12 protein-coding genes and 1 CRISPR repeat array (1 of these 13 running past the window's edge) are annotated in these 13,804 nt (G+C 33.0%); of the genes, 6 read left to right on the forward strand and 6 right to left on the reverse strand.

Annotated features, from left to right (window positions below):
- Positions 1 to 1,600: direct repeats of the CRISPR family, unit length 30 nt; unit sequence GTTTTAATCGAACCATTGTGGAATTGAAAC; it begins 4,442 nt to the left of the window's first position.
- 868 nt (positions 1,601 to 2,468) lie between these two features.
- From HPY57_06075 to HPY57_06095, 5 genes are all read left to right on the forward strand, one after another.
- Positions 2,469 to 2,978: a nitroreductase family protein gene (locus HPY57_06075; GenBank protein NPV11343.1), complete on the forward strand. Its 510-nt coding sequence runs from the start codon at positions 2,469 to 2,471 to the stop codon at positions 2,976 to 2,978.
- A gap of 14 nt (positions 2,979 to 2,992) precedes the next feature.
- The gene (locus HPY57_06080) at positions 2,993 to 4,063 is read left to right on the forward strand and encodes a S9 family peptidase (protein ID NPV11344.1); all 1,071 of its coding nucleotides are present in this window, start codon (positions 2,993 to 2,995) and stop codon (positions 4,061 to 4,063) included.
- A 152-nt stretch (positions 4,064 to 4,215) separates the two neighbouring features.
- A complete protein-coding gene (locus HPY57_06085; GenBank protein ID NPV11345.1) occupies positions 4,216 to 4,827 on the forward strand; it encodes a TlpA family protein disulfide reductase in 612 nt (203 codons plus the stop codon).
- Between the two features lie 4 nt (positions 4,828 to 4,831).
- Positions 4,832 to 5,488, forward strand: coding sequence for a signal peptidase II (locus tag HPY57_06090; GenBank protein ID NPV11346.1), 657 nt, complete (start codon positions 4,832 to 4,834; stop codon positions 5,486 to 5,488).
- A complete protein-coding gene (locus HPY57_06095) occupies positions 5,457 to 5,975 on the forward strand; it encodes a PaaI family thioesterase (protein ID NPV11347.1) in 519 nt (172 codons plus the stop codon). The genes HPY57_06090 and HPY57_06095 overlap by 32 nt, the downstream gene beginning before the upstream one ends.
- Positions 5,976 to 6,219: 244 nt before the next feature.
- Here HPY57_06095 and HPY57_06100 read toward each other — a convergent pair whose 3' ends face one another.
- Positions 6,220 to 7,155 carry a hypothetical protein gene (locus tag HPY57_06100; protein ID NPV11348.1) on the reverse strand — a complete coding sequence of 312 codons (936 nt, stop codon included), beginning with the start codon at positions 7,153 to 7,155 and terminating at the stop codon, positions 6,220 to 6,222.
- A gap of 210 nt (positions 7,156 to 7,365) precedes the next feature.
- On the opposite strand from HPY57_06100, the gene HPY57_06105 reads away from it, so the two are divergent.
- Positions 7,366 to 8,022, forward strand: coding sequence for a fumarylacetoacetate hydrolase family protein (locus HPY57_06105; protein ID NPV11349.1), 657 nt, complete (start codon positions 7,366 to 7,368; stop codon positions 8,020 to 8,022).
- A 346-nt stretch (positions 8,023 to 8,368) separates the two neighbouring features.
- Here the strand turns inward: HPY57_06105 and HPY57_06110 are convergent, their stop codons facing one another.
- The 5 genes from HPY57_06110 to HPY57_06130 are packed head-to-tail and all read right to left on the reverse strand — an operon-like array spanning position 8,369 to position 13,787.
- Positions 8,369 to 9,496 (reverse strand): ABC transporter permease, encoded by a 1,128-nt coding sequence (locus tag HPY57_06110; protein ID NPV11350.1) that lies wholly within the window; start codon positions 9,494 to 9,496, stop codon positions 8,369 to 8,371.
- Positions 9,493 to 10,632 (reverse strand): ABC transporter permease, encoded by a 1,140-nt coding sequence (locus HPY57_06115; protein NPV11351.1) that lies wholly within the window; start codon positions 10,630 to 10,632, stop codon positions 9,493 to 9,495. Before HPY57_06115 ends, HPY57_06110 begins: the two co-directional genes overlap by 4 nt.
- Positions 10,625 to 11,566, reverse strand: coding sequence for an ABC transporter ATP-binding protein (locus HPY57_06120; GenBank protein NPV11352.1), 942 nt, complete (start codon positions 11,564 to 11,566; stop codon positions 10,625 to 10,627). Before HPY57_06120 ends, HPY57_06115 begins: the two co-directional genes overlap by 8 nt.
- Positions 11,566 to 12,870, reverse strand: a complete 1,305-nt coding sequence (locus HPY57_06125; protein ID NPV11353.1) for a TolC family protein — start codon at positions 12,868 to 12,870, stop codon at positions 11,566 to 11,568. The genes HPY57_06120 and HPY57_06125 overlap by 1 nt, the downstream gene beginning before the upstream one ends.
- Positions 12,867 to 13,787, reverse strand: coding sequence for an ABC transporter ATP-binding protein (locus tag HPY57_06130; GenBank protein ID NPV11354.1), 921 nt, complete (start codon positions 13,785 to 13,787; stop codon positions 12,867 to 12,869). Before HPY57_06130 ends, HPY57_06125 begins: the two co-directional genes overlap by 4 nt.
- Between the last annotated feature and the right edge of the window lie 17 nt (positions 13,788 to 13,804).

Raw genomic sequence — 13,804 nt, forward strand, 5'->3', positions numbered from 1 at the left:
GAATTGAAACTTATTTGCAGGTTCCCCAAAACCAATAGTTAAAATGTGTTTTAATCGAACCATTGTGGAATTGAAACCTAAGCCAATCAGCTACTTTACCACTCAAAAAATCAGTTTTAATCGAACCATTGTGGAATTGAAACTTTCTAATTCCTAATAAATTTGCGTAAGATTGATAAGTTTTAATCGAACCATTGTGGAATTGAAACAGGCTATTAATCAACCAGCTGATATATACCACCTAAGTTTTAATCGAACCATTGTGGAATTGAAACGTATTAATAGACCAATCATAACCAGCAACAAACCCAAGTTTTAATCGAACCATTGTGGAATTGAAACTAAGATTTTAAAGCCTTGTTTCTTCTACTACAACAGTTTTAATCGAACCATTGTGGAATTGAAACAGATTGTTAATCATAATGTAATATTTCATTCTAAACCTGTTTTAATCGAACCATTGTGGAATTGAAACTTGTCTTAGGCTCTTGTGGAGTAACTATTGTAGAGTTTTAATCGAACCATTGTGGAATTGAAACTGAATTTCGTTGTATCTCTTGGAAATTATTGTCTTCGTTTTAATCGAACCATTGTGGAATTGAAACACATAATCATTAACCCCATCAAACTGATACCCACCAACGTTTTAATCGAACCATTGTGGAATTGAAACTATTACTTTCCACTGCATTAACTTAACTTTTAACTTAGTTTTAATCGAACCATTGTGGAATTGAAACGTTAAATCCGTATCGTAATCTGTTATCTTCTCAATTGTTTTAATCGAACCATTGTGGAATTGAAACTTAATATCGAACGGACACTCCATAACTGCAACTTTCGTTTTAATCGAACCATTGTGGAATTGAAACGAGATATACGCAACTCTAAATCGCAAGTCCCATAATGTTTTAATCGAACCATTGTGGAATTGAAACTTATTATCGACCCATTTTCTGAAATTTCGTTCAATCGTTTTAATCGAACCATTGTGGAATTGAAACCAAGTCCCATAATTCCACTGGGACACTCTCTTCTACGTTTTAATCGAACCATTGTGGAATTGAAACTCAGAACTCCTTTCTATTTCCATATAGGCAAGCCGGGTTTTAATCGAACCATTGTGGAATTGAAACATTGTCCTGTTATCCGTGTTACTTGTTACACTTGGAAGTTTTAATCGAACCATTGTGGAATTGAAACGGGGACTTGGTTGCTAAATATAGGCAACCTTAACTTGTTTTAATCGAACCATTGTGGAATTGAAACGATAATCCCGAGTTTCTCTTTGTATACATCTAACGGGTTTTAATCGAACCATTGTGGAATTGAAACATTATTGAATTAACAACCTTTTCAGTATTAACAGAGTTTTAATCGAACCATTGTGGAATTGAAACCCTTATTGTTTAATTCAATAACTAAATTTCTAATACAAGTTTTAATCGAACCATTGTGGAATTGAAACACCTTTACATTTTTGAGATTATTTCTAATAACAATAGTTTTAATCGAACCATTGTGGAATTGAAACAAGCAAAACTCACACAAGAAGCCTTTGTCTGTTTGAGTTTTAATCGAACCATTGTGGAATTGACCCTTCGGCAAGCTCAGGGTAAGGTGTTGAAAAGATAAATGTTGAGCCTGTCGAAGCATAATCGAACCTATACGTATTCGAAACATTTCAATGACGAAGCTGGAAGCTTCGATTACAATGGTTTTTATTGAACAAATGTGGAATTGACCCTTCAGCAAGCTCAGGGCAGGTGTTGAAAGGATAAATGCTGAGCCTGTCGAAGCATAATTGAACCTATACGTATTCGAAACAATTCAATGACGAAGCTGGAAGCTTCGATTACAATGGTTTTTATTGAACAAATGTGGAATTGACCCTTCGGCAAGCTCAGGGTAAGGTGTTGAAAGGATGAATGCTGAGCCTGTCGAAGCATAATCGAACCATTGTGGAATTGAAACTTCGGCAAGCTCAGGGTAAGGTGTTGAAAGGATGAATGCTAAGCCTGTCGAAGCTTAATCGAACCTATGTTTATTCGAAACATTTCAGTGACGAAGCTGGAAGCTTCGATTACAATGGTTTTTATAGACAAAGCTTAAATTGACTCTTCGATAAGCTCAGGGCGACATTCCCTTCAACAAACTCAGGATCACATTACTCTCGAAAGACTTAGGGTGACAACCTTATTATAATTGATCCAATCTATAAATCTATATTTGAAAAAACTTGTTAGTTTATTGTCAAAACTTAAAGCGTCGCTCGATTTTGGAATTACTTATCTTGTTCTAACATTCCATTTATTTTAATGCTTGCCTTTTCAAGGTAATCATTGGTTATTCCTATCTTTTTGGACCAATTTTTTATGAACATAGTCGCTGTAATCCTCCAAAATTTTCTTCATTATGTTTTAGTCTGCCATTTTACTTTTTTAACTTTGAAAAAAATGGAGTGAAAAATGGATTTGTGGGAGGCAATCTTAACTCGAAGAAGCATCCGTAAATTCACCTCTCAACCAATCTCCCAGGATTTAATTGAAAAAATCTTGAGAGCTGGGATGCAGGCTCCATCTGCAAGAAATAAACAACCATGGCATTTCATTGTAATTCAAAATCGTGAATTGCTTGATAAAATTTCTGTTGTACATCCTTATGCTTATATGTTAAAAGAAGCTCCGCTTGGAATTGTCGTTTGTGGTGATAAAGAAATTGAAGCTACTATCGAGTATATTGTTCAAGATTGTTCTGCTGCAACTCAGAATATGCTGCTCGCTGCTCATAACTTTGGACTTGGCGCTGTATGGCTGGGGATTTATCCGCGAGAACCAAGAATTAAAGCGTTGAGAGAATTACTAAATATTCCCGAAAATGTAATTCCAATTTCTATGATTGCTGTAGGATATCCGGGTGAAAAAAAGTTACCAGAAAGTCGTTTTAAACAAGAAAGAGTGCATTACGAAAAATGGTAATTTAAGAGGTAAGTATGAAAAAATTAATTAATCTTTTTGTAGTCTCAATTCTTCTTTTTCAAATTTCTTATTCTCAAGAAAAAAGCAAAGAAGACGAAATCAATCAATTGAAAAGATTAAATGAATATCTTGAACATCGACTTGATATTCTTGAAAAACGGATTGATGATGTTTTGTGGTTCGAGCGTCTTAGAGATTATGCATTTGTTGATAAAGTTTTTTTAACAGGACCACCAAAATGGAAAGAGAAAAATCCAACTGCTCAAGGTGCTGGAAATCCGGTGAAATTCTGGTCATATGTTTTTATCCCAAAAGGAATTGATTACTCCAAAAAATATCCTTTGATTGTTTTGCCTCACGGAGGAGTTCACGCGAATTTCACTACTTATCATACTCATATTGTTAAAGAAATGCTCGCACAGGGTTATATTGTTGTTGCACCTGAATACAGAGGAAGCACAGGCTATGGTAAAGCGTTTTACGAGTCGATTGACTATGGTGGACTTGAAATTGAAGATTGTGATGCCGCAAGAAAATTTATGATTGAAAACTATGAATTTGTTGATAAGGATAGAGTCGGAATTGTTGGCTGGAGTCATGGTGGCTTGATTGCTCTTATGGCAGTTTTTGATCATCCTGATGAATATAAAGTGTGCTTTGCTGGTGTTCCTGTAAGCGATTTAATTGCAAGAATGGGATATAAAGATGATTCATACCGAGAATTATTTTCAGCTGATTATCATATCGGTAAACCGGCTGATCAGGATGTTCAGGAATATAAAAGAAGATCACCAGTGTGGAATGTTCATAAATTGAAGACACCGCTTTTAATCCATACAAATACAAATGATGAAGATGTAAATGTCCTTGAAGTTGAAAGTTTGATTCGTGCGTTGAAAGCGGAAGGAAAAAAATTCGAATACGAAATATTTAAAGATTTGCCAGGTGGACATTCCTTTGATCGAATGGATACAAAAACTGCAAAAGAAATACGATTGAAGATTTATAAATTTTTAGAGAGATATCTTAAGCCACCAAAACCATTCAAATCGATTGATGATATTAATAAGGCAGCTTACAGGTAATTTTTAAATGTTTTGTTTGTTTGTTCATTTATTTTTTTACAATGGATATTCAGAAAATTTTAGTTTATTCTGAAGTAAACAAAACATTAAAACTCTTTTGTGTTTTTAGTTTATTATTTTTACATAAAGAAGACTAATTAATAAAGTGAAGTATGGCGAAAGATAAAAAGCAAAAGTCAACAAGAACGAACCTTGAAAAGAAGAAAATTCATTGGGGTAAAATATCCTGGTACACATTTTTAGTCATCATACTTATTCTTTTCATAGTAAATAATACACGCAAAGACGAAGGTCCACAATTTCAATATCCTCCCGGAACAAAGAAAAATCTTTATGAGCCTGACAATCCAGAAAATCTGCCTTTAGCATACGATTTTACATTGAAATCAATTGATGGCTCAACAAAAAAACTATCTGACTTTAAGGATAAAATTGTTGTTCTTGACTTTTGGGCAACCTGGTGCCAGCCTTGCATTAAAAGTATTCCAGATTTAATCGAGATTCAGAAAACAATAAAAGATGTTCAAGTTATTGGCATTTCGGTCGATCAAAATCCAATGCAAGTCGTTCCTGATTTTGTCAAAAAATATAAAATCAATTATCCTATCTTGATTGGGACAGAAGAGGTTTATGAAAAGTATGGCGGGATAAACGCGATACCAACTTCATTTATTATTGATAAAAATGGGAGAATTAGAAATAAACATATTGGACTTGTGCCTAAAGAAGTCCTGATTGAAGAAATTAGAAAAGCAATGAATTGATTTAATGAAAGTTTTATATTATTCGTTAATTGTTATAATACTTGATCAGGCAACCAAACTTTTAGTAAAAGGTTTTAAAATTCCCTTTCTCAATTTTCATCATCGTGGTTTGAAGATTAACTCGAGTATCAAGGTCTGGGATGATATTATTCAAATTACTCATGTTGAAAATTATGGATTGGCTTTTGGAATAGATTTCGGCAGAGAGTTCAAAGTTGTTTTGACAATCTTCACAATAATTGCAGCTTTATTAATTCTTTACTACCTGTATGTATCTCGTTATAAAGATTTTAAGATTAGACTTGCAATAGCTTTGATTTTTGGCGGAGCAATGGGAAACATTATCGATCGAACATTTTATGGTGTTTTATATGGTTATGCGCCCTTGCTTCATGGAAGAGTGGTTGATTTTATTCATATAGATTTTTTTGATTACAGTTTGTTTGGAAGAACTTATCAGAGTCTTCCTATTTTTAATTTTGCAGATGTAGCAGTACTGGCTGGAATTATAATGCTTCTTTACATCTCCTTTAAATCAAAATTGCAGCGAGATCTTAGCGAACAAAGCACTTCGGAAGAAGCTTCAACCAGCGATTCAATCCAGAGTAATACTGAACAGGAAAAAGAAAATGAAAATTCAAGCGACGCACAAAATTATTGACAAACAAAAAAATTCTAAGTTGTGTTTCGTTTGTGGATTAAAAAATCCATTTGGTCTAAAAGCTCAGTTTTTTGTTTCGGAAACGAAAGAATTGATAGCGATTTTCAAACCTGAGGAAGTTCATCAAAGTTATCCTAACAGACTTCACGGTGGAATAGCCTCAGCAATTCTGGATGAAACAATTGGTCGTGCAATACTCAATCATTATACAGAAGAGGTCTGGGGAGTAACAATTGAATTGAATGTCAGGTTCAGAAAACCGATTGATTTAAATCAAGAATTGAAAGTTATTGGAAGAATTACAAAAGATGATAATCGAATCTTTGAAGGAACTGGAGAGATAATTTTACCTGACGGAGAAATTGCCGTAGAAGCACACGGAAAATATTTGAAAGTCCCTCTTGAAAAAATTACTGTTTTTGATCCCGTTGAATATGAATGGCGTGTGGTTCGAAATGAAAACGATCCAATTGAAATCAAGATATGATTCAAACTTTAGAATTAATATTTGAAAATGCACCTGCCTTGATAATATCCTTCATTAATCTAAATTCCACGAATTTGTCTTCTAAGAAAATCAATTGATTTTTAGAAAACAATTATAAAGTCAGAATTCAATATCACTCTCAAATTATAAATTCAACTCGATATTAAAAATAAAAATCCCAATCGGATAAAGTTTATCACCCGACCCGATTGAGATTTAATGATCTTTTGTTAAGATCTATTAATTAGAAGAAACTTACCATATGAATTACTTCGTCATTGTAGACAAGGAAACTTGCATTTATGTTTTTGTTCTCGTTTAGAATCTTAAAATCTTCGCCAACTCCAATTGATTTTTGATGAATTTGCTCGAGATCAAGTAACTCGCCAATTCTACTCATAAAAATGAATTTATTGTCTGTTTGGAGATTAGTTTTTAATGGATGATCCAGAGCTTCAACAAAAACGGCTCGCAATAGTCTGGATTTTATTTCCGCGAAATAATTTTTATCTGAGAAAAATTCGAATGATATAAGTTTATCGTTGATAAAAACAGCAACACCATTAATGTTTGAGGGTAGTTCGTAACTTGAAAAATCATACATTCTTTCTCGATTTAATTTTTCTTTCATATAATAAGAGTAAGAACGCGTTTCGGAATGCAAGCCATCCTTTTCAAAATCCTTATCAATGTAGTACCACACACTTGATTGATCTGATCTAAATCCCCTTTGTCTTTTTAAATTTTTTGCAACATCAGCATCCACGACTTTTCTAAGTTTATAAGCAACCATTTCTTCAGCTGGAGTGAAATCGGGACTGATGTGAACCCATCTGCCTCGTTCGATACAGCTTACCGGGATAATCACTTCAGAATTTGGTTCGATAAGAATTGATGTATTAACCATTCGATTTTGTTTTGCCCCTTCGAGGTGTTCCCCTTGAGGGATTAAAATAAATTCGTTTGATTTATTAATGATTTTTACTTCGGGAACGCTACCAGCTTCACTAATTTCTGTTACTTGAGCTTTCCCTTTTGAGACGACATATTTCAAAGATTTATAAGTTAATTTCGGAGGGGTTTTTAATTCTACAGGCAGAAAAGTTACATTTCTGAAACTATAACTTGTTTCGTGAATGGTGAGATTATCAAAAAATGATTTAAGATTATATTGTCCCATAGTTATGATCCTCCTGGATTTTTGGTTTATTAAAAATGATTAGTTTCATCCTTTAATCCTCTTTACTGGATATGAGTTGGTCTTCGATATTTTTTCCAATATTTATCTGCAAAGATTAAACAGGAAACTTTACAATTTTTACGGCTTAAAGCTTTATTTTTGATGAAATTTTGTTGTTTTTTTCAAACTAAATCTGAAAGGAGACCTCTTATGAAAAAAGTTTTTGTCAAAGGAAGTACCAATGAATTCATTGTTAGAAAGATTGCGTGTGTCGGGAAAAACTACCTTGAACACGCTAAAGAACTTGGTGACGCTGTACCTGAAAAGCCAGTGATTTTTTTGAAACCTTCATCTTCAATAATATTTAGTGGAGATAAAATTGTTTATCCAGAATTTTCAAAATCGCTTCATTACGAAACTGAGCTTGTTTTATTGATTGGGAAAACGGGGAAGAAAATTCCTGAATCTGATGCATTGAACTACATTGCTGGTTACACTGTTGGACTGGATATGACACTAAGAGACTTGCAATCAGAAGCGAAAAAGCTTGGGCATCCGTGGACAATTTCAAAATGCTTTGATACTTCAACTGTTCTTGGAGAATTTACTCCGGCAAATCAAGTTGAAAATCCCAATTCGCTTGACATTAAACTCTGGGTTAATGGTGAATTAAAACAAAGTGATAATACTTCAAATATGATTTTTTCTGTTGAAGAAATTGTGGAATATCTATCTTATTATTTCACACTTGAAGAAGGTGATCTGGTTTTTACCGGGACACCAAAAGGAGTTGGTGAAGTCAAAGTTGGTGATAAATTAGTCGCGGAAATTTCAAATGTTGGAAGATTGGAGACGGAAGTAATTTGATAAAATTTTTATAAGAAAAATTTTTTACTGAACTAAAGTCCTGAACAGTATTTGAATGATTAATTTTTTGCAAAGCTAAATCGCTGCATTTATAAGCTGAGTAATTTCACTTTAAATCAGAACAGATGATTTTTAAAAAAATATGTGAAAATCCGTTTAAATCCGTATTCATCTGTGTCCCATTTTTGAATTTTTAATAGAACACAGATTAACACAGATAATTACACAGATTTTCACGGATTAGTTTTACGCTAATTAAAAATTAATTTGATCCACGAAGGTCTTAAAAGTAAAGATACACTTGAAATATAAATTGAAAATCTTATTCATTAACCAGGATAGATTTTCAGCTCAATTGTTTTCTGAAAACTAAAACACTGAGAGTAAAGACTACCAACCCAATTGCCAGCATTATTAACATTTCATCCCACAATTCTGCAATGCCAGAACCTTTTAAGAAAATTGACCTGATAATAATTAAGAAATATTTAAGTGGAATAAAGTTGGAAGCGAATTGAATAATTGGGGGCATATTCTCGATAGGAAAAGTAAAGCCCGAAAGATAAAGAAATGGCAGCATAATCAAGAAGACAGCTAGCATCATTGCCTGTTGTTGAGTTCGAGAGATTGTTGAGACGAGCATTCCCAATCCGAGTGTTGAAAATAAAAATGGTATGCAGCTAATCAGCAAAAGTAAAAGACTTCCTTTTAGTTCTATGTCAAAAAATATGAACGCCGCAGCAATGACAAGCAATACTTCAATGAAACCAATGATTGTAAATGGAATTAACTTGCCTATTATTAATTCAAATTTTCTAATTGGAGTCACAATTAATTGTTCATGAGTTCCATATTCCTTTTCTTTTACAATTGCCATTGATGTTAAAATGAGAGTCATAATTGTCAGAAGTAATCCAATTATGCCAGGAACGAAATAATTTGAGCTTTTTAATTCTGGATTATACCATACACGAATTTCCGGATCAATCTTAACAAATGTGATTGGTTTTCCACGCTGATCAAAATATTTAATTAAAATCTTTTTATTGAAATTGAAAGTTAAGCCGGTAATGTAACTCAAGCTCACATTGGCAGAATAAGCATCTGACCCATCAACAAGAATCTGAATGTCTGATTTTTCTCCTTTGTTAATTTTTGAAGAAAAATCTTTTGGGATGACAATTGCTATTGTTGCAAGGCTTTTATCTAAATAGAAATCAATTTCTTTTTGATTAAATACGGTTGCAGTTAAAGTAAAATATCCACTCGATTTAAAACTCTCTATAAAATTTCTGCTTTCTTCGGAGCGATCCAGATCACAAACCACAAATGGAATATTTTTAACATCAAAAGTTATTGCATATCCGATTATGATCAATTGCAAAATAGGTGCAAGGAAAATTAACGGAAGCATTCTCTTATCTCGTTTCAGTTGCAAAAATTCTTTCTTTATAAATTCAATTAGTGTAATCATTTCAATCCCTTAATTTTTAGAATTACTGATGAAATCAAAAACATCATCAAAAGAAAGAACAAAAGATAAGCGAATTGCTCCCACAGAATTGAAAAACCAACTCCTTTCAGAATAATTCCTCTCAAAATCACCAGATAATATTTAGCAGGAATGATGTAACTAATGTATTGCAATATTTCCGGCATACTTCTAAGTGGAAAAACAAAATTTGAAAAAACAAGCGTCGGAATAATTGTCGATAGAAGAGATGCAAGGAACGCTACCTGCTGACTATCAGAAAGAACCGAAATAAAAACTCCAAAGGCAAGGGAAGTCAATAGAAAGATTATTGTTGCAATGAAAAGTAAAATCAAGTTGCCTTTAATTTGCACATTAAATAAAAGATATCCTGTCACTAAAATTAAAACGGCAGCCAAAAACGCAATTGAAAGAGGAGCAACCAATTTTGCTGCAATAAGCTCGTAGACTTTTACAGGCGATATAATAATCTGTTCAATTGTATTTCGTTCTTTTTCTCTTACAATAGTAAGCGATGTTGCAACCACAGCCATAATCATCATTATAAAACCAATCAAACCAGGAATGAAAAAGTTTGCTGTTCTCAATTCGGGGTTGTACCAGATTCTTGGCATTATTACAACTTGCGGAAAACTTACACTTACATTTTTAAGATTTGATTTTACTGAGAAGTTATTGATGTGAGCATTTAAATAGCCGATGATGTTTGATGCAATCATCGATTGAGAACCATCGACAAGAATTTGAATTTTGGTTTCTTTACCAAGAGAGAAATTTTTTTCAAAATTGCTTGGGATTATGATACCAAACTTTATATCATCGTTTTCAATTTTTCCCTCAATCTCTTTGTAACTCGAAACATATCCAGAAAATGTAAAATGTTCGTAGTGGGATAAAGATGAAATCAGGTCTCGTGAAAAAACGGAATTATCCTGATCGTATACGACAAATTTTGCATTCTTAACGTCAAGATTAAGAGCGTAACCAAATAGTACTAGCATAAAAGAAGGAACAAAAAGAAAAACAGCAAGACTTCGTTTATCTCTTGTGAATTGTAAGAATTCTTTTTTGATTATTGGTAAGATCCTTCTGAAACTTGCAAAAATTTTTTCAATCATTTTTGAATGCTTGTTTTTCCTCAATTAGATTTATAAAGACATCTTCCAGTGTTGGATGAATTTGGGATATCGAATAAACTTCTAGAAAGTTTTTTCTCGAAAGTGATAAAATGTCTTCCCTGATTTTTTGATCTTTATCTGTTACGATATGAATTGAGTTGCCAAAGATGAAAGCACTTTTGCAAATTTTTTCTTCGTTGATCAATTCACAAAGTTTAAGGTTATCCGAAGAGAAAACTTCATAAATATCAAAATCGAAAAAATTTTTTAATCGTGAAGGAGTATCCTGAGCAATGATTTTCCCATTGTTGATCAAACCAATTTTGGTGCAATGTTCAGCTTCATCAAGGAAATGGGTTGTTACAAAAACAGTTATTCCTTCGGACGAAAGTTCATAAATCAAATCCCAGAATTTTCTTCTTGAGATTGGATCAACTCCGGCAGTTGGTTCGTCAAGAAAAACGATCTGTGGGTTATGAAGCAGTGCACAACTCAACGCGAGTCGCTGTTTCCATCCAACTGGGAGATCACGGGTAAGTGTGTCTTTTAAACTTTTCAGTTCAGAAATTTGGTAAGCTCTTTCTTTTGCAATTTTTCTTTCCTGGTTGGAAAGTTTGTAAGCACCGCAATAAAAGTTAATGTTTTCTTCAACTGTTAAATCATTGTAAAGAGAAAACTTTTGAGACATATATCCGATGTTTTCTTTTATCTTTTCCTGTTCCTTGAAAATATCGTAGCCTGCAACTTTACCTTCTCCGGATGTTGGATCTAAAATTCCGCATAACATTCTAATTGTTGTGGTTTTACCAGCACCATTTGCCCCGATAAAACCAAAAATGTCTCCTTTCTCAACTTGAATTGAAATATTATCAACTGAAACGAAATCGCCGAATTTTTTTGTAAGATTTTTTGTCCAGATCGCAAAATTATCCATCAATATGTTCCGCTCAAAAGTTTTAGCTCTTCTTTTAATAGTTGAAGTTTGATTTTTGATTCAATTAAATGAGTTTCAGCTTCAATTTTCTGTCGATTGGCGTCGAGTAAATCAACTGTGGCTGCAAGTCCTTCTTTGAATTTATTTTCTGTAATTCTCAGATTTTCAGTTGCATAACCAAGTTCCTTTTTAGTCAGTTCAATTTTTTTCTTTTCTGTTTGAATTCTATTTATAAGATTTATTCTTTCGTTCTCTGATTTTCTGATCAACTGATTTAGCTGAAATTCCGCCTGTTTAATTTGTGTTTCAATTTGTTGTGCTTTGTTGAGCGGAATCATCCAGTCCCATAGATTGAATTGCAAAATAAGATTAACATCCCAGGAATATTTCCATTCGTTTTTGACCGGGAAATATTTTGGATTTGGTTTCGCATAATCATAACCAGCATTAAGAAAGAGATTTGGAAATAGAGCACCATAACTTGCTTTCTTCAAGAACTCATTAGCTGAAATAAAATTTTTAAGTGCAGAGATATCGGGTTTTTCATGCGGAAGATAACTTTCTATTTCTTCGGATTGAGTTAATTTTTCAATATCAAAATCTGGGTAAATTCTATTCGATGGATCTAAGTTTAATATCAGACATAAAGCATTGTTGAGATTATTAATCAAATTTTCCTGCTCGTAAAATTTAATTTTTGCCTGTGTGAGAGCGATATCAATTTTCAAAACATCATTTTCCTGAAGCAAACCATTTTTGGAAAAATTTTCTGCGTTTTTCTTTTGTGTTTCCAGATACTCAATGTTTGTTTCAATCAATTTCAAAACTTGATATGAGAGATAAAGATTAAAGAAAAGCTCTTTAGCTTTGTATAAAACATCACATTTGATTTGATTTAATTCTTCTTCGCTGGCAGCAGCAATTTTCTTTTGTGCTTTGATTGAATTTATTTGTCTCAATCCAGTGAATAGTGGGAAATCTAAACTAATCCTTGAATAAAATTGCTCTTCAACAGGTTCATAAACTCGAATCTGCGGTGAACCAGGAACGAAAGGCAAATTAATTACAAAAGGGTCGATCTTATTCATCCTTGAGTATCTTCCTGAAAGTTTTAATTGAGGAAGTGTCCCAAGAAAAATTTCGTTCTCTTTAAGTTTGTTTTGATTAACCTTTTCCTGATATGATTTAATTGTAAGGTTATTTTCAAGTGTGAGTTTTATCAGCTCATCGTAAGATAATCTAAGTTCTTGAGCGTAAGTAAAGTTCAAAGCGAACAAGACGATGAAAAATATTTTCCCTCTCATATTAATTCCTTCTCCCTGAGTAAATGAATAAAAACATTTTCAATTGTTGGGATTTTTTCTTTGATGTGAAGAACATCAACATTATTCATTTTTAAGAAATTGATGTATCTCTCAGGACTTTCTTCCAAAATTAGGTTGATATTATCCCCAAACATTTGAACTTCTGTATCCTTAAACTCTTTCTGGATTAATTGATAAGCTGTTCTAACAGGAGAACAAATTATTTCGTAAACTTTTTTGGTGATTGTCTTTTTTAGTTCAGCCGGGTTCTCCAGAGCTAAAATTTTTCCTTTATTAAGCATTGCAATTCGATTGCATCGCTCCGTCTCATCAAGATACGGTGTTGAAATTAAGATAGTGATTCCCTGTTTTAGCAATTCAGATAAGATGGTCCAGAAATCTCTGCGCGAGACAGGATCAACTCCGTTTGTTGGTTCATCAAGAATCAAAATTTCTGGTTGGTGAATAAGAGCAGATGCAAGAGCTGTTTTTTGTTTCATTCCTCCTGAGAGATGATCAACCAGTCGATTACGAAACTTTGTCAAACGAGTAAACTCAAGCAATTCATCTCTTCTTTTTTGAAAATTTTTTACACCATGAATTCTCGCAAAGAATTCGATGTTTTCGTCAATTGTTAAATCACCATAGAGAGAAAATTTTTGAGAAAGGTAACCAATTCGTTTGTTGATTTCAGCGCGATTAGCGTCGGAATTTAAACCGAAGATTAAAATTTCACCTTCGTCTTTTTTTTCAAGACCACATAATATTTTCATTAAGGTAGTTTTACCTGCACCATCGGGACCAACAAGTCCAAATAGTTCACCTTTATAAATTTCAAAGGTTATGTCGTCTAAAGCGATTAAGTCATTAAATCTTTTTCTAAGATTTTTGCATTGAATAATTTTATCGCTCGACATAATCTTTAAGGGAATTG

Source organism: Ignavibacteria bacterium (assembly GCA_013177855.1).
Taxonomy (GTDB): domain Bacteria; phylum Bacteroidota; class Ignavibacteria; order Ch128b; family Ch128b; genus Ch128b.

Bases quoted from the DNA above. Each gene is read 5' to 3' on its own strand.
- HPY57_06105 (NPV11349.1), top strand. From the start codon at position 7,366: ATGAAAAAAGTTTTTGTCAAAGGAAGTACCAATGAATTCATTGTTAGA.
- HPY57_06125 (NPV11353.1), bottom strand. From the start codon at position 12,870: ATGAGAGGGAAAATATTTTTCATCGTCTTGTTCGCTTTGAACTTTACT.
- HPY57_06080 (NPV11344.1), top strand. From the start codon at position 2,993: ATGAAAAAATTAATTAATCTTTTTGTAGTCTCAATTCTTCTTTTTCAA.
- HPY57_06100 (NPV11348.1), bottom strand. From the start codon at position 7,155: ATGGGACAATATAATCTTAAATCATTTTTTGATAATCTCACCATTCAC.
- HPY57_06085 (NPV11345.1), top strand. From the start codon at position 4,216: ATGGCGAAAGATAAAAAGCAAAAGTCAACAAGAACGAACCTTGAAAAG.
- HPY57_06075 (NPV11343.1), top strand. From the start codon at position 2,469: ATGGATTTGTGGGAGGCAATCTTAACTCGAAGAAGCATCCGTAAATTC.
- HPY57_06090 (NPV11346.1), top strand. From the start codon at position 4,832: ATGAAAGTTTTATATTATTCGTTAATTGTTATAATACTTGATCAGGCA.
- HPY57_06120 (NPV11352.1), bottom strand. From the start codon at position 11,566: ATGGATAATTTTGCGATCTGGACAAAAAATCTTACAAAAAAATTCGGC.
- HPY57_06110 (NPV11350.1), bottom strand. From the start codon at position 9,496: ATGATTACACTAATTGAATTTATAAAGAAAGAATTTTTGCAACTGAAA.
- HPY57_06115 (NPV11351.1), bottom strand. From the start codon at position 10,632: ATGATTGAAAAAATTTTTGCAAGTTTCAGAAGGATCTTACCAATAATC.
- HPY57_06130 (NPV11354.1), bottom strand. From the start codon at position 13,787: ATGTCGAGCGATAAAATTATTCAATGCAAAAATCTTAGAAAAAGATTT.
- HPY57_06095 (NPV11347.1), top strand. From the start codon at position 5,457: ATGAAAATTCAAGCGACGCACAAAATTATTGACAAACAAAAAAATTCT.